This window comes from Bacillus sp. AM 13(2015) (assembly GCF_001518755.1).
GTDB classification, from domain to species: domain Bacteria; phylum Bacillota; class Bacilli; order Bacillales; family Bacillaceae; genus Bacillus; species Bacillus safensis.
In genome coordinates, this window is record NZ_LKCP01000016.1 from 1 (window position 1) to 16,768 (window position 16,768).

Here is a 16,768-nt window from a genome sequence, read left to right on the forward strand (position 1 = left end):
TCGTTGCCTTGGCAGTCTCAGCGTGTAGACAAACCCTCGCATTCTTTGTCGGTCCTGCGTGCCGGTGCTCACGAATGTCAAATTCGCTCCGCTCCGGTACTCGTCCTTCCTAGGGCTGCAAAGGTTTTCTATCACGCTGAAAAGAAGAAAAAGGGCTAAAATAAATATCATTTTAGCCCTTTTTCAACAATCTGAGACTGCCTTATCGGCAGTCTTTTTCTATTGAAAAAACATTTCGGGTTTCATTGATCTTAAAATGGTCTTTTGCTATAATGACTTACGTTTAGATCAGTATAGAAAGCGGGTGTCTGTTTAAGGCATTTTGCTTTATTCATTGGAGGGGCTGTGATGAAGGTTCGGGAAACTGAACTGCCAGGTATCGGTCATAAAGCCGAAATGATCACAAGAAATAATGAGAAGCTTGCCATCATTACACATAATGACGGCAGAAGAGAAATGTATCATTTTCAGGAGGACGACCACGAAGAAACGATTTCTGGTATCCTGCTAAACGATGAAGAAGCAAGACAAATTGCGGCTATTTTAGGCGGCATGGTCTATAAGCCGAAAGCGCTTGAAACCGTAGAGGTAGCCATTGATGATCTAGTGATTGAATGGTTTAAAATTGAAAAGAATGCACCAGCTGTTCAGAGAAGCATCGGTGAACTCAATGTCCGCCAAAACTATCAAGTAACAGTCATCGCCATTATGAGAAAATCACACGAGAAGATTTTAAATCCAGGACCAGATACCATCATCGAAGAAGGCGATACCCTTGTTATTTCTGGAGAAAGAAAAGAATTAAAGAACCTGATTAAAGAAAAACTCAGCAGCTGATGAAGCCCATGCTGATAGGTTTTCTTCCGCTGCTTTCTTTCTGTGTTTAAAAAAGGCAGTGAAAAGGGAAGAATAAAAGAAAAAGCTTGGGGGATTTGTAGATGAACAAACAACAATGGACCATCATACTCGCATTTATTTTCGTATTAATTGTCTCAGTATTTGCCGTGATTAATGTACGGCCTGTCGAGGTAGACTACTTATTTGGAACGGCTGAATGGCCGCTGATCCTCGTCATTATCGGTTCTGTTTTAATGGGCGGACTGATTGTGGCATTTGCAGGGATCTTCCAAATTGTGAAACTGAAACGTGAACTAAAGGCATTAAAAGCTGAGCGTGCAGCCGCTGCACCTGCTGCTTCGACGAAAAAGGCAGACAAAGATCTTCAAAAAAAATCGCATGTTACGCCTTTAAAAGAACAGCCAGCATCATTTGACCGGAAGGAAAAATAATCTTCCAGCACAATTTCATAAAATAAAAATTGAAACCCCTCAGGCCACTCTAGTATAATAGTGTGGTTGAGGGGTGAATTTATGTTATTATCCAAAATGCGCTGGGAATATGAACATCCAAGCGAAGAAAAAGTGAAATCACTCTCTGAAAATCTGAATATTTCAGCGCTGACTGCATCGCTTCTCGTAAAAAGAGGACTTGAAGAAGTAGAAGAGGCGAGGTCTTTTTATTTGATCAAAAAGCCGAATTTCATGATCCATTCTTATTAAAAGGAATGAAAGAAGCAGTAGAGCGCATCAACAAAGCGATCGAAGAGCAGGAATCGATTGTGATCTTCGGAGACTATGATGCAGATGGTGTGACAAGTACGTCTGTACTTTTACATACATTAAAAGAGCGGTCTGCGATAGTAGACTTTTATATTCCAGATCGGTTTAAAGAAGGCTATGGGCCTAATGAACAGGCTTTTCGATATATCAAGGAGCAAGGAGCATCGCTTGTCATCACGGTTGATACAGGCATTGCTGCTGTAAATGAAGCACGTATTGCAAAAGAAATAGGGCTAGACCTGATCATTACAGATCACCATGAACCAAGTGAGGAGCTGCCTGAGGCACTTGCCATTGTCCATCCTAAGCAGCCAGGCTGTGAGTATCCCTTTAAAGAACTTGCTGGTGTAGGTGTAGCGTTTAAAGTGGCGCATGCACTTCTTGGGGAGCTGCCAGTTCAGCTGTTAGATCTTGCAGCAATCGGGACAATTGCGGATCTTGTACCGCTTCATGATGAGAATAGATGGCTCGCCAAAAAAGGGCTTATGCAGCTTCGTCAGTCGAATAGACCGGGGCTGAAAGCGTTATTGAAAGAAGCGGGAGCCACTTTAGAAGAAGCGAACGAGGAAACGGTCGGCTTTCAAATTGCGCCAAGGCTGAATGCTGTAGGACGAATTGAACAGGCAGATCCAGCTGTTCACCTTCTTATGACTGAGGATAAGGATGAAGCAGAAGAGCTCGCTCGTTTTGTACAGGAACTGAATAAAGAACGACAAAAGATTGTCAGTACGATCACAGAAGAAGCCATTCAAATGGTGGAAGAGGCAGGCGATGACCAGTCTGCGATCGTTGTAGCGAAAGCTGGCTGGAATCCGGGCGTTGTCGGAATTGTTGCCTCTAAATTGACGGATACTTTTTCTCGTCCGGCGATTGTGCTTGGAATAGATGAAGAAACGCAAATGGCAAAAGGATCAGCCCGGAGCATTCCTGGCTTCGATCTATTCTTCCATCTAAGCAAATGCCGCGACATCCTGCCGCATTTCGGCGGGCATCCGATGGCAGCAGGGATGACACTTCGAGCGGATGATGTCGCTTTACTAAGGGAAAGATTAAATCAATATGCCAATGAAACATTGACGGAAGAAGATTTTATTCCCATTCAGCGGGTCGATGCTGTGTGTAAGGTAGACGAATTGACGGTTCAAGCGATTGAAGAAGCAGGGATGCTGTCACCATTTGGTATGTCAAACCCAAAACCGTTCATTATGATTGAAGATGCGAAGCTTGAAGATATCCGAACAATTGGGGCAAATCACAACCATATTAAAATGTCTCTGAAAGACGAAGACAAGCTGCTTGACTGTGTCGGCTTTCACCAAGGGAAATTAAAAGAAGAAATTGTTCCAGGAAGCCGCATTTCCGTGATTGGAGAAATGTCCGTCAATGAATGGAATAACCGGAAAAAGCCCCAGCTGAAGCTAAAAGATGCACGAGTTGATGAATGGCAGCTGTTTGATCTGCGCGGGAAAAAGGATTGGGAGAAGAAAGTTTCGACGCTTGATTCAGAAAAATCTTTGGTTGTCTGTTTTGATGAAGCAACGAAACAAAACGTCGATATCCCCATTCATCATGTTCATGCAGAAAATGTATCAACATTTGATGTACACGGAAAGTATGTGGTCTTTGCGGATGTTCCGGCAGATGAGCAATTGCTGAAGCAGCTTTTAGAAAATCAGAAGCCTGCCAGAATTTATACGGTTTTTCAAAGAGAAGAAGATCATTTTATGTCCTCTTTCCCAAGCCGTGATCAATTCAAATGGTTTTATGGGTTCTTGTTTAAACGGGGAAGTTTTCCTATCAAAGAACAAGGAATGGAGCTTGCCAAACATAGAGGCTGGACAAAAGATACAATCATTTTTATGACAAAGGTGTTTTTTGAACTCGGTTTTGTTAAAATAGAGAATGGTGTGCTGTCAATAGTACTTGATGCCCCTAAAAAAGATTTAACGGCATCAGCGTCCTATACAGCAAAACAACGATTGATGGAACTCGATCAAACACTAACATATTCCTCAGCTAAAGAGCTGAAGGAATGGCTGAATAGCATGATGAGCGAAGTCTCACCTGTGCTTTGACGTACGAGGAGGAAAAGGAAAAGATGGATTTAAAACAATATGTGACAGTTGTACCTGACTACCCAAAGGAAGGTGTACAATTTAAAGATATTACAACGTTAATGGATAAAGGCGAAGTGTACCGTTATGCAACGGATCAGATCGTTGAATACGCGAAGGAAAGAGACATTGATCTCATTGTTGGACCTGAAGCGCGTGGATTCATTATTGGCTGCCCTGTAGCATACGCACTTGGTGTAGGTTTTGCACCGGTTCGTAAAGAAGGAAAGCTTCCTCGTGAAGTCATTAAAGTCGATTACGGCTTGGAATATGGTAAAGATGTATTAACGATTCATAAAGATGCGATTCGTCCTGGTCAGCGTGTCCTGATTACAGATGACTTACTGGCAACTGGTGGAACAATTGAAGCGTCCATCAAGCTTGTAGAGGAATTAGGCGGCGTTGTGGCAGGGATTGCATTTTTGATTGAGCTGACGTATCTGGACGGCAGAAAGAAGCTTGACGGCTACGACATCATGACGTTAATGCAATACTAATGGAGTTTTTCGTAAAAAGCACTCAGTAAGAAGGGTGCTTTTTTCCTATCAAAAATCTTTTAGCGGACTTCTTCTCTTTACATCTATCGAATTTTTCTTGATAATAAACTACAATACAGTTTTCATTTAAAAAGGTGATTCCATGGCGAACGAACAAGTTTTAACGGCGCAGCAGGTCATTGACAAGGCAAGAGAATACCTGTCCGCTGAACATATTCAATTTATAGAGCGAGCATATGAATATGCTGAAAATGCACACAAGGAGCAATACCGGAAATCTGGTGAGCCCTATATTATCCATCCAATTCAAGTGGCGGGCATTCTTGTTGACCTTGAAATGGATCCATCAACCATTGCAGGCGGTTTTCTGCACGATGTAGTTGAGGATACAGATGTGACATTACAGGATTTAAAAGAGCATTTTAACGAAGAAGTAGCAATGCTTGTTGATGGTGTCACAAAGCTCGGGAAGATTAAATATAAATCACAAGAAGAACAGCAGGCCGAAAACCATCGAAAAATGTTTGTTGCAATGGCGCAAGATATCCGCGTGATCTTGATTAAGCTGGCAGACCGTCTTCATAACATGAGAACGCTCAAACATCTTCCGCAGGAAAAGCAGCGGAGAATTTCAAATGAAACACTTGAAATCTTTGCACCGCTTGCCCACAGATTAGGGATTTCAAAGATTAAGTGGGAGCTTGAAGATACAGCACTCCGCTATTTAAATCCGCAGCAATATTACCGAATTGTGAATCTGATGAAGCGTAAACGAGCGGAACGTGAGGAATACTTGGACGAGGTTGTCAATGAAGTGAAAGACCGCGTGTCTGAGGTGAACATCAAGGCCGAATTTTCTGGAAGACCAAAACATATTTATAGCATTTATCGCAAAATGGTCTTGCAAAATAAGCAGTTTAATGAAATTTATGATCTGCTTGCCGTTCGTATTTTGGTCGACAGCATTAAAGACTGTTATGCGGTGCTCGGTATTATCCATACATGCTGGAAACCGATGCCAGGCAGGTTTAAGGATTATATTGCGATGCCAAAGCCGAACATGTACCAATCTCTTCATACAACGGTGATTGGGCCAAAAGGTGATCCGCTTGAAGTTCAGATCCGTACAGTGGAAATGCATGAAATTGCAGAATATGGGATTGCGGCACACTGGGCATATAAGGAAGGCAAAGAGTCAGCAGAATCAACGGAAGAAGCGGTCTTCCAGAAGAAGCTTTCTTGGTTTAGAGAAATTCTTGAATTCCAAAACGAATCCACAGATGCAGAAGAATTTATGGAATCGTTAAAAATCGATCTCTTCTCTGATATGGTGTTTGTGTTTACACCAAAAGGAGACGTCATTGAACTGCCGTCGGGCTCAGTTCCGATTGATTTCTCTTACCGAATTCACTCGGAAATTGGGAATAAAACGATCGGTGCCAAGGTCAATGGCAAAATGGTCACACTCGATCACAAACTAAAAACAGGTGACATTATTGAAATTCTGACATCAAAGCACAGCTACGGACCAAGTCAGGATTGGGTCAAGCTTGCCCAAACCTCCCAAGCGAAGCACAAGATCAGACAGTTTTTCAAAAAACAGCGCCGTGAAGAAAATGTCGAAAAAGGCCGAGAGCTCGTAGAAAAAGAAATCAAAAACCTTGAGTTTGATGTCAAAGACATTCTGACCGCTGAAAACCTGCAAAAAGTGGCTGACAAATTTAATTTTTCAAACGAAGAGGACATGTATGCAGCTGTTGGATATAACGGCATTACTGCACTACAAGTCGCCAATCGTTTAACGGAAAAAGAAAGAAAACAAAGAGATCAAGAAGAGCAAGAGAAAACCGTTCAAGAAGTGACGGTGGAACCAAAGACGTATCACGGGAAAAAACGGGAAGCTGGCGTAAGGGTCAAAGGGATTGATAACCTGCTTGTCCGCTTATCTAAGTGCTGTAACCCTGTTCCTGGCGATAGCATTGTCGGCTTTATTACGAAGGGCCGAGGCGTATCTGTTCACCGTGAGGACTGTCCGAACGTGAAGACAGGAGAAGCACAGGAGCGGTTAATTCCGGTCGAGTGGGAGCATGAGCAGCCTGCTCAAAACCGTAAAGAATACAATGTGGAAATTGAAATATTAGGATATGATAGACGCGGCTTACTCAATGAGGTGCTTCAAGCAGTTAACGAAACCAAAACGAACATCTCCTCTGTTTCTGGGAAGTCTGATCGTAACAAAGTGGCGACGATTCATATGGCGATCTTTATCCAAAATATTAATCATTTGCACAAAGTAGTCGAACGCATTAAACAAATCAAAGACATTTACTCTGTTCGCCGATTCATGAATTAGAAAGGAAGTATATCGTCTATGAGGCTTGTTGTGCAGCGTGTGACAAATGCATCTGTGAAGGTAGAAGAAGAGATCACAGGTGCCATAAGCGATGGATATATGGTGCTTGTTGGTGTCACACACGAAGATACAGAAGAAGATGTGCTTTACTTAGCTGAAAAACTTGCACATTTACGTATTTTTGAAGATGAAAACGGGAAAATGAATCGTTCACTATTGGACATAAAAGGAAGCGTTCTGTCTGTGTCGCAATTTACCCTTTATGGTGATACGAGAAAGGGCAGACGGCCGAATTTTATGAAAGCCGCCAAGCCGGATGCAGCCAATTCGCTTTACGAATGTTTCAATAAAACCCTTAGAGAAAAAGGCATCCATGTTGAAACTGGCCGTTTTGGTGCGATGATGGACGTGTCATTGACCAATTCAGGACCAGTCACGATCTTGATGGACAGCAAAGAATAGATTCTCTTTAGACTGTAGATGAACTCATGCGGGAGTTTGTTTAGAGTCTTTTTCTTTTGTGGTCAAATAAAAAAAGAGGCGCAGAGGCCTCTTTCTTTTTAACGGAAATATTTGTTTATCCTTCAGTCATTCCTTCTGTGACTCGTTCTTGGTAAGAGGCGCTATAAATGATCGCTTCCTCCTGAGGATTGCTTAAATACCCGAGTTCATATAAAAGGGAAGGGCGTTTGTTTTCTCTTAAAACAAAGTAATCTCCGAATTTGACACCCTTATCAGGGATTTGAGAGCGTTTTGCGACTTCGGAATGAACGCTTGACGCTAATTGCTGATCTTTTGCTGCGTGATAATAATACGCAGTACTTCCTCTAACACTTTGGTCCATAAAACTATCATAATGAAGACTAATAAATGCATCTGCATTTCGGTAATGAGATGTCGCCACCCTCGATTGAAGGCTGATAAATGTATCGTCACTTCTAGTTAAATATACATTTGCACCAGAAGCTCTTAATTTGCCTGCTAGTAAATTGGCGGTTTTGATGGTGATGTTCTTTTCAAAAGCACCGTCTGCGCCAATTGTGCCGCTGTCTTTTCCGCCATGACCAGGGTCAAGAACAATCGTTTTTCCTTTTAAAGAACCAGTTCCAGACGATGAATCATGCTGAGGTCTTGGCGCTTCGCTGCTATTTTTCTTCGTTTGAACGACCCAGCTCGCCACATAGCCAGTCCCGCCGTTCGATAGTGTCACCTCGTACCAGTCACCTTGCGTCCGAACAATGTGATAGGCAGTTCCTTTTGTTGCTCTTTCTGCAATCCCAGCAGAGGTAGAAGCGCTTTTTCGAATGTTGGTGCCATCATAGACAATGTACGCTTTTTGCTCAGAAGCCGAAGAGGATGAACTCTTTTCAGGTGCAGAGCCTGCTCCTTTGCCTGTGACAATGTAATAGCTTGCAACCCAGCCTTTTACGCCTTTCCCCTCAATTTCATACCAGCCGTTCTGCTCTCGCAAAATGGTGATCTGTGTGTTGCGGGCAAGTGAAGCGATGACTTGTGCATTTGGTGCCGCGGATTGCCTCACATTCAAGCTCGATACGCCAACTGTGCCTGTCTGGTTAGAGCGAGAAGACCCACCGGAGCTTGATTGAGGAGTTTTCTGCCCCCCTGAAACATAATCAGAGTGAACCCAGCCTTCTGCTTGTTTATAAGAAATTTTCGTCCATTCGCCGCTTGTCTCGAGCTTTTTAGCGGAAGCGCCTTGCGGGAAAGTACCAATCACTTGATAGGAAGTCCCAGGGCCTGTCCGGATGCGAAGGTCGGAAGCTGTCGATGTAATGGTACTGCCTCCAGCCGTGCTTTGACTTTGCGCCTTTGGTTTCTCTGTTTTTTGAGCGCCGGATGATGTGGTGATCAGCCATGAGACGACCCAGCCTTTTTGTCCGTTTGATAATTGGATCTGCACCCATTCTCCTTGTTCAGTGAGAATAGGATAACTTTCGCCGCGTTTTACAACAGCTGCAATTCCATAGCTTAAACCAGGGCCCGTTCTCACATTGATTTCATCTGTTGCGACCACAGCTTGATCTGTTTGTGCTGTAGCATGTGTCATAGGCAAAGAACTCGCGATGAGAACAAAACAAGTAAGCAGCATCATCATTTGATTGTGTTTTTTCAGATTCAAAACGGTGTTTTCCCCTCCCTTGTAAAACCGATGAATGTTAATTCGTTATGTAGTGGATGAATTCCTTGCAGTTTCCCTAATAAAAATGAATCAATCTGTTTATACTAAATAAAAATGTGATAAAAGGATGTACAAACATGAGATTAAGCAGAAAATTAGGACGAGTGCAATATAATGGACATCGTGATATCGACCGCTGGCAGCACGACGAAATGGATCAGCCAGGCTTCCTTGAAGAAACCGCATCTGAATACGGATGTACGTCAAAAGAAGAGCTGGAAAAGAAAAAGAGGCACGGCAAGGGTTGACAGAGTGGCAGCACCGACCTTATTATAATATAAATCAACACACTTGAAAATTTAAAATGTGGAACTGATGATAGAGAATAGTAGGGTAAATTGCGTGAGCAGAGAGGACTCGCCTTAGGCTGAAAGCGAATCCGCATGGCATTTATCACGAAAGAACACTCTGTAGGTTTCCTGCTGAACGCTCGAAAAATGAGTCAATAGGCGGAGAACGTGAATCTGCGTTAAGGATTTGAGCGGGAACATGCTTGATCATGTTCCAACTAGGGTGGCACCACGGGTATAACTCTCGTCCCTACTATACACATAGTAGAGGCGGGGGTTTTTTATATGTCCACATAAAAAATGAATGATGGTCGTAGGAGGACGAAAAATGAGTTTTAATATTCCAAGAGGCACACAGGATATTTTACCTGGAGAGTCAGAACGCTGGCAGTATGTTGAACAAATTGCGAGAGATACATGTGCAGCCTTTCAATACAAAGAAATCCGCACACCGATTTTTGAGCATACAGAGCTGTTTGCACGGGGAGTAGGCGAATCAACTGATATCGTTCAAAAAGAGATGTACACATTTGAAGATAAAAAAGGACGTAGCATCACACTCCGTCCAGAGGGAACAGCTTCAACCGTCCGTTCTTATGTTGAAAATAAATTGTTTGCACAGCCGGCTCAGCCAACTAAGCTGTATTACATCGGACCAATGTTCCGCTATGAACGTCCGCAAACAGGAAGATATCGTCAATTTTATCAATTTGGGATCGAAGCGATTGGTTCCAAAGATCCTGCCATTGATGCAGAGGTCATTTCACTGGCGATGAGTGTGTATGAGAAAGCAGGCCTTTCTAACTTAAAACTCGTCATTAACAGCCTTGGTGACAAAGAGAGCCGTGCAGACTACCGCACAGCACTGGTCAAGCACTTTGAGCCAAGAATTGAGGAATTCTGTCACGACTGTCAAACTCGTTTACACCAAAATCCGCTGCGTATTCTTGATTGTAAAAAGGATCGTGATCATGAACTGATGACAACAGCTCCATCCATTCAAGATTACTTAAATGAAGAATCACGGACGTATTTTGAAAAGGTCAAACAATACTTATCAGATATAGGCATTGAGTATGTCGTCGATCCAAATTTAGTGCGCGGTCTTGATTACTACAATCACACAGCATTTGAGATCATGAGTAATGCAGAAGGCTTTGGTGCGATTACAACATTAGCCGGCGGGGGCCGTTATGATGGACTCGTTGAAGGAATTGGCGGTCCTGAATCACCAGGGATCGGATTTGCGATGAGTATTGAGCGTTTCCTATCAGCGATCGATGCTGAAGGAATTGAGCTTCCTCTGCAAGATGGTATTGATCTATACATTGCTGCTCTCGGAGATGAAGCGAAGGATTATTCTGTTTCTTTATTAAACCGTCTGAGAAAAGAAGGTATCTCAAGTGAAATGGACTATACAGGGAAGAAACTAAAAGGACAATTTAAAGCAGCTGATCGTTTAAAAGCCAAATTTATTGCAGTTCTTGGTGAAGATGAACTTGCACAGCAAATTGTGAATGTGAAAGATACAACTACGGGTGAACAAATTGAAGTGAAGCTTGATGAGCTGATTCAAATGTTGAAGGCCCACCAGAAAGCGTAAAGAAGGAGTGGAATGTTTGTGTTTGGTAGAACTTTTTATTGTGGAGAAGTAACAGAAGACCAAATCGGTCAGTCAGTTGTATTAAAAGGATGGGTTCAAAAAAGGCGTGACCTAGGCGGTTTAATCTTTATTGATTTGCGCGACCGTTCAGGGATTGTACAAGTTGTCTTCAATCCAGACTTATCAAAAGAGGCGCTTGAGACAGCAGAATCAATTCGTAACGAATATGTCCTTGATATTAAAGGAACGGTTGTCGCAAGAGAAGAAGCAACGATCAACCCAAATTTAAAAACGGGCAAAATTGAAATTCAAGTCGAAACGGTCACCGTTTTAAATGAAGCGAAGACTCCTCCATTTGTGATTTCAGATCAAGCAGACGAGGTATCAGAAGATGTTCGTTTAAAATATCGTTACCTAGATCTTCGCCGCCCTGCAATGTTTGAAACAATGAAAATGCGACATGAAGTCACAAAAGCATTCCGCCATTTCTTAGACGACAACGGCTTTCTAGATATTGAAACACCAATTTTAACGAAAAGTACGCCAGAAGGTGCGCGTGACTATCTTGTTCCAAGCCGTGTACACGAGGGAGAATTTTATGCACTGCCTCAGTCTCCGCAATTATTTAAACAATTGCTGATGGTTTCTGGGATGGACCGTTATTATCAAATTGCCCGCTGCTTTAGAGATGAAGATTTGCGTGCTGACCGTCAGCCGGAATTCACACAAGTCGATATTGAAATGTCCTTTATGAGTCAAGAGGACATCATGACGCTTGCTGAAGAGATGATGGCGAAGGTAATGAAAGATGTCAAAGGTGTAGACCTTACATTGCCATTACCTCGTATGACATACGATGAAGCCATGAATTCCTATGGATCTGATAAACCGGATACACGTTTTGAGATGAAGCTGGTTAACATTTCAGATACGGTAAAAGACTCCGATTTCAAAGTGTTTAGTGGAGCTGTGAAAAATGGTGGAGCTGTGAAAGCCATCAATGTAAAAGGGGCTGCATCGAACTACTCAAGAAAAGACATTGATGCACTTGGTGCATTTGCAGCGAACTACGGTGCAAAAGGTCTAGCTTGGCTAAAAGCAGAAGGGACTGAATTAAAAGGTCCGATCGCTAAATTCTTTGATGATGCAAAGCAAGCTGAATTAAAAGAACAGCTGCAAGTTGAAGAAGGCGACCTTTTACTCTTTGTCGCAGATAAGACGTCTGTTGTTCATGATGCACTTGGTGCGCTTCGCTTAAAACTTGGTAAAGAGCTTGAACTGATCGATGAGTCTGTATTCAATTTCTTATGGGTTGTCGATTGGCCGCTGCTTGAAAAGGATGAAGAAGAAGGCCGCTTCTATGCTGCCCATCATCCATTCACAATGCCAGTTCGCGATGATCTTGAATTAATTGAAACAAGCCCAGAAGATATGAAGGCACAGGCTTACGATCTTGTGCTAAATGGCTACGAGCTTGGCGGAGGTTCTATTCGTATTTTTGAAAAGGACATTCAAGAAAAAATGTTTGGCTTACTTGGTTTTTCAAAAGAAGAGGCCTACGAACAATTCGGCTTCCTTCTAGATGCGTTTGAGCATGGTGTTCCTCCGCATGGCGGAATCGCGCTTGGGCTTGATCGTTTAGTGATGCTGCTTGCAGGCCGCTCTAACTTAAGAGATACGATTGCATTCCCGAAAACGGCAAGTGCGAGCTGCGTTCTCACAGATGCCCCTGGCCATGTGAGCGAGGCGCAGCTTGATGAACTGAGTTTAGCGATTAAAACAAAAGTAAAACAGTAAAATAGGTGCATGTTTATAGGTATGTAAACGCTTGAAAAAGAAATATGCCTATGATATGCTTTCATCAATCAATAAATAAAGTCCTGATACGTACGGTGGTTACCTAGTTTTGACCGAACATTTTTTTATACGGGAGCTTGCCTTTCCTTTCTGCATAAATGCCTCATTAGAGGACTTATAAAGTCAGGAAGAAAGCACCCACCTGCATGGTGCGGGGTTCAAAACGAAGGAAATGCTGGCGGCGTCATCGGGACTTTTTTGTGTTTTTTTCTTTTAGAGAAGGATGACGGAGAAGTCTGAATATGATATGATTCTTTCGATTCATTTTAAATAAAGGTGGAGTGAGGCACTTGTTACATCAGTTTTCAAGAAACGAGCTTGCCATTGGCAAGGAAGGCTTAAATATACTAAAAAACAGTACAGTTGCAGTGCTTGGTGTGGGCGGCGTTGGTTCATTCGCAGTAGAGGCACTCGCTCGTTCAGGCGTTGGCCGTATTGTTCTTGTTGATAAAGATGATATTGATATTACAAATGTAAACCGTCAGCTTCCAGCATTGTTATCAACAGTTGGCCAGCCAAAGGTTGACTTAATGCAGGCGAGAATCGCTGATATTAATCCAGAATGTGAAGTTGTTGCGCTTAAGATGTTTTATACAGAGGAAACATACGAGCAATTTTTTGAGTATCCGCTTGATTATGTCATTGATGCCTCAGATACCATTCACTATAAAATTCATTTAATGAAAGAGTGTCTGAACCGCGGTGTGAACATCATTTCAAGTATGGGAGCTGCGAACAAAACAGATCCGACACGCTTCAAAATCGATGATATTTCAAAAACACATACCGATCCTATTGCAAAAGTCGTGAGAACACGTCTGCGTAAGGAAGGGATTCGTAAAGGAATTGAAGTCATTTTCTCTGATGAAAGTCCGATTGTCATTCGCGAAGATGTCAGAAAAGAAGTTGGAAATGATGAAGCGAAGATTCGCAAGGCGCAAATGCCGCCATCATCCAATGCGTTCGTTCCGTCAGTTGCCGGACTGATCATGGGTGGTCATGTCATTATGAAGCTTTTAAAGGATATTCCGATTACACGTGTGAAGGATAAATAAACAGCCCGCCCGCCTGCTAATATGCAGGGGGCTTTTTTTATTTTTGGCGTTTTAAATTTTCATAGACCTGTTTCAATGCACCTTCAAATTTTCCGGTTTGCTTCGGTACATAGTATTGCTTGTTTTTCAGCGGATCAGGTAAATATTGCTGCTTCACCCAGCCGTTCTCGTAATCATGTGGGTATAAGTAATCGACACCTCTTCCGAGTGCAGTGGCGCCTTTGTAGTGTGCATCCTTTAAATGGACTGGAACTTCACCAATTTTCCCTGTACGAATGTCACCAAGTGCCGCATCAATCGCCTTATATGCCGAATTGGACTTAGGAGAAAGACACAGTTCAATTACTGCGTTCGCCAGCGGAATCCGTGCTTCTGGGAAACCGACTCTTTCTGCTGTTTGTACTGCGCTTAACACGCGGGGGCCTGCCTGCGGACTGGCTAAGCCAATGTCCTCGTAAGCCATCACGAGTAATCTTCTTGAAATGCTTTCAAGGTCTCCTGCTTCGATCAGTCTGGCAAGGTAATGCAGCGCCGCATCTGTATCAGATCCCCTAATGGATTTTTGAAAAGCCGAGAGGACATCATAATGAGCATCACCATTCTTGTCATGTGAGAAGCTCTTTTTTTGTAAGCATTCTTCTGCTGCGGCAAGAGTAATTTTGATATGCCCGGTCTCATCAGGTTTTGTCGATAAGACAGCGAGTTCTAGTGCATTTAAAGCAGAACGCACGTCTCCTCCGCATCCATTGGCAAAATGATTCATCGCTTCATCGTCCACGGTCACCTCATAACCGCCAAGCCCGCGATGCTCATCCTGTAAGGCTCTTGTTAACGCAGCTTTGATTTGCTCTGTTTCAAGCGGCTTCAGCTCGAATATTTGTGTCCGGCTTCGGATGGCGGGATTGATCGCATGATAGGGATTAGCCGTCGTTGCGCCAATTAAAATGATCATGCCATTTTCTAAATAAGGAAGGAGAAAATCCTGCTTTCCTTTATCAAGCCGGTGGACTTCGTCTAAAATAAGGATCACCTGTCCGCTCATTTTCGCTTCAGCGGCGACAGCTTCCATATCCTTTTTGTTATGAATGACCGCATTCAATGTACGAAAAGCAATGCTAGTACTACCAGCGATCGCCGTTGCAATCGATGTTTTGCCAATGCCCGGCGGTCCGTATAAAATCATCGAGGATAAATGTTTTGCCTCGACCATTCGTCTAATAATTTGACCTTCTCCAACAAGATGCTCCTGCCCAATAATGTCTTCAATATGACTTGGGCGCATCCGGTACGCTAAAGGTTTCATAATTATCTCTCCTAAAGCAATGTCTTGTTTGTATAGAGTACCGAAATTTCTTCAAATAGAAAAGGGTTGCGTCCTTCTATTATGCTCAGTACCCGTAAATGAAAGTTGGCTGAAAGTATGATATAATTGCTTTTGGTCTATATATCAGCGTATATGAAATCAGAAAAATAATTGATGACATAGAATAGAAAACGCAGAGGTGTTTAACTTGAAAATATCAACTAAAGGCAGATATGGTCTAACGATCATGATCGAATTAGCCAAAAAACATGGCGAAGGCCCTACATCATTAAAATCAATCGCTCAAAACAATGATTTGTCTGAGCATTATTTAGAGCAGCTTGTATCACCACTCCGCAATGCCCGTCTTGTAAAAAGTATCCGCGGTGCGTATGGCGGCTATGTTCTTGCACATGAACCAAACGAGATCACAGCAGGTGATATTATTCGTGTATTAGAAGGACCAATTAGTCCTGTTGAAGTCATCGAAAACGAAGAACCAGCAAAGCGTGAACTATGGATTCGTATTCGTGATGCAGTAAAAGACGTACTAGACAATACAACTCTTGAAGACTTGGCAAGCTACACAGATGACGGGGATCAAGACTCGTATATGTTCTATATTTAGATCAGAGGTGTACCGGAAATGGAACGAATCTATTTAGATCATGCAGCCACAACGCCGATGGATCAGCGTATTGTGGACAAGATGATGCCGTACTTTACAGAGATATTTGGCAATCCCTCTAGTATTCATTCATATGGGCGCGAGGCAAGAAAGTGGCTCGATGAAGCAAGAGAAGTCATTGCAGGAGAATTACACTGTAAACCACAGGAGATCATCCTCACAAGCGGAGGAACTGAGGCGGACAACCTGGCAATCACAGGTGTTGCCATGGCAAGACAGCATGAAGGAAAACATATCATCACAGTGAAAACAGAGCATCATGCGGTGCTGCATACATGTGAACGCCTAGAGAAGCTAGGATTTGAAGTGACGTATTTAGATGTGGACAAAACGGGATTGATTCATCTTGATCAATTAAAACAAGCATTGAGAGATGATACGATTCTTGTGACCGTCATGTACGGCAATAATGAAACAGGTGTGATTCAGCCAATCAAAGCCATTGGCGAACTTCTACATGATCACACTGCTCATTTTCATACAGACGCAGTACAGGCGTTTGGCACAGTGCCTATTGATGTAGCAGATCTCCATATTGATCTTTTATCTGCTTCTGGCCATAAGCTGAACGGTCCGATGGGAACAGGCTTTTTATATGTAAACGAAGGCGTGAAACTTTCTCCGCAAATATTCGGAGGGGAACAAGAAAGAAAGCGCCGTGCTGGCACTGAAAATGTGGCAGGAATTGTTGGACTTGCAGAAGCTGTTCAATTAACGAAGCAAAATAGAAGAGAAAAATCGATGCATTATGGTAAGCTCAAAGAAACTATGCTGCAAGTATTCGAAGAGGAATCTCTTAATTTCTCTATCAATGGACATCCGAAAGAGACATTGCCGCACATTTTAAATGTTCATTTCCCGGGCGTCTCCATTGAATCGCTGCTTGTGAATTTAGATATGGAAGGAATTGCTGTTTCAAGCGGATCGGCATGTACGGCTGGATCTGTCCTTCCTTCGCACGTGTTAAGCGCCATGTATGGCGAAGAAGCAAAAGAGCTGACATCCTCAGTCAGAATAAGCTTCGGTCTTGGGAATGAAGAGGATCATGTGAAGCAGGCGGCACGTAAGATAGCAGCTGTTGTCAAACGCCTAGCCAAATAAGTGCTTCCTTTTGTTCGTGTGTGAAAAATGAAACAGCGAAGCACCTGAAGAACGAAACGCGTATGTTGTTTCATTGAAATTGGAGTTG

At 42.9% G+C, this 16,768-nt stretch carries 12 protein-coding genes, 1 other RNA gene, 2 pseudogenes and 1 other annotated feature; of the genes and pseudogenes, 13 read left to right on the forward strand and 2 right to left on the reverse strand.

Going from position 1 to position 16,768, the window contains the following annotated elements; genetic code table 11:
* Window positions 1-348: 348 nt before the first annotated feature.
* From AOQ70_RS01890 to dtd, 6 genes and pseudogenes are all read left to right on the forward strand, one after another.
* A complete protein-coding gene (locus AOQ70_RS01890) occupies window positions 349-837 on the forward strand; it encodes a cation:proton antiporter regulatory subunit (RefSeq protein ID WP_058838998.1) in 489 nt (162 codons plus the stop codon).
* 101 nt (window positions 838-938) lie between these two features.
* Window positions 939-1,289, forward strand: a complete 351-nt coding sequence (locus tag AOQ70_RS01895) for a LapA family protein (RefSeq protein WP_039180309.1) — start codon at window positions 939-941, stop codon at window positions 1,287-1,289.
* An 81-nt stretch (window positions 1,290-1,370) separates the two neighbouring features.
* Window positions 1,371-3,694, forward strand: a pseudogene (gene recJ, locus AOQ70_RS01900) (single-stranded-DNA-specific exonuclease RecJ).
* Window positions 3,695-3,717: 23 nt separating this feature from the next.
* On the forward strand, window positions 3,718-4,230 hold the full coding sequence (locus AOQ70_RS01905; RefSeq protein WP_024423133.1) for an adenine phosphoribosyltransferase: 513 nt from the start codon (window positions 3,718-3,720) through the stop codon (window positions 4,228-4,230).
* Between the two features lie 142 nt (window positions 4,231-4,372).
* Window positions 4,373-6,583, forward strand: a complete 2,211-nt coding sequence (locus AOQ70_RS01910; protein WP_024427858.1) for a RelA/SpoT family protein — start codon at window positions 4,373-4,375, stop codon at window positions 6,581-6,583.
* A gap of 18 nt (window positions 6,584-6,601) precedes the next feature.
* On the forward strand, window positions 6,602-7,045 hold the full coding sequence (gene dtd, locus AOQ70_RS01915; protein WP_059374662.1) for a D-aminoacyl-tRNA deacylase: 444 nt from the start codon (window positions 6,602-6,604) through the stop codon (window positions 7,043-7,045).
* 98 nt (window positions 7,046-7,143) lie between these two features.
* Here the strand turns inward: dtd and AOQ70_RS01920 are convergent.
* Window positions 7,144-8,723, reverse strand: a pseudogene (locus tag AOQ70_RS01920) (SH3 domain-containing protein).
* A gap of 137 nt (window positions 8,724-8,860) precedes the next feature.
* Between AOQ70_RS01920 and AOQ70_RS19640 the strand changes: the two are divergent.
* The 5 genes from AOQ70_RS19640 to AOQ70_RS01940 all read left to right on the forward strand — a co-directional run bounded on the left by AOQ70_RS19640 (window position 8,861) and on the right by AOQ70_RS01940 (window position 13,588).
* The gene (locus AOQ70_RS19640; protein ID WP_003216250.1) at window positions 8,861-9,031 is read left to right on the forward strand and encodes a YrzK family protein; all 171 of its coding nucleotides are present in this window, start codon (window positions 8,861-8,863) and stop codon (window positions 9,029-9,031) included.
* Between the two features lie 58 nt (window positions 9,032-9,089).
* Window positions 9,090-9,328 (forward strand) — a binding site (T-box leader).
* 73 nt (window positions 9,329-9,401) lie between these two features.
* Window positions 9,402-10,676: a histidine--tRNA ligase gene (gene hisS / locus AOQ70_RS01925; protein ID WP_024423129.1), complete on the forward strand. Its 1,275-nt coding sequence runs from the start codon at window positions 9,402-9,404 to the stop codon at window positions 10,674-10,676.
* A gap of 18 nt (window positions 10,677-10,694) precedes the next feature.
* Window positions 10,695-12,473 (forward strand): aspartate--tRNA ligase, encoded by a 1,779-nt coding sequence (gene aspS / locus AOQ70_RS01930; protein WP_099663571.1) that lies wholly within the window; start codon window positions 10,695-10,697, stop codon window positions 12,471-12,473.
* 77 nt (window positions 12,474-12,550) lie between these two features.
* Window positions 12,551-12,731, forward strand: a non-coding RNA gene (ssrS, locus tag AOQ70_RS01935) — 6S RNA.
* 92 nt (window positions 12,732-12,823) lie between these two features.
* Window positions 12,824-13,588 carry a tRNA threonylcarbamoyladenosine dehydratase gene (locus tag AOQ70_RS01940; protein WP_039180291.1) on the forward strand — a complete coding sequence of 255 codons (765 nt, stop codon included), beginning with the start codon at window positions 12,824-12,826 and terminating at the stop codon, window positions 13,586-13,588.
* Window positions 13,589-13,625: 37 nt separating this feature from the next.
* Here the strand turns inward: AOQ70_RS01940 and AOQ70_RS01945 are convergent, their stop codons facing one another.
* The gene (locus tag AOQ70_RS01945; protein ID WP_059374664.1) at window positions 13,626-14,891 is read right to left on the reverse strand and encodes a replication-associated recombination protein A; all 1,266 of its coding nucleotides are present in this window, start codon (window positions 14,889-14,891) and stop codon (window positions 13,626-13,628) included.
* Between the two features lie 208 nt (window positions 14,892-15,099).
* On the opposite strand from AOQ70_RS01945, the gene cymR reads away from it, so the two are divergent.
* Together cymR and AOQ70_RS01955 are read left to right on the forward strand one after the other, a co-directional pair.
* Window positions 15,100-15,519, forward strand: coding sequence for a cysteine metabolism transcriptional regulator CymR (gene cymR / locus AOQ70_RS01950; RefSeq protein WP_024423125.1), 420 nt, complete (start codon window positions 15,100-15,102; stop codon window positions 15,517-15,519).
* A gap of 18 nt (window positions 15,520-15,537) precedes the next feature.
* Window positions 15,538-16,680 carry a cysteine desulfurase family protein gene (locus tag AOQ70_RS01955; RefSeq protein WP_059374666.1) on the forward strand — a complete coding sequence of 381 codons (1,143 nt, stop codon included), beginning with the start codon at window positions 15,538-15,540 and terminating at the stop codon, window positions 16,678-16,680.
* Window positions 16,681-16,768: the final 88 nt, after the last annotated feature.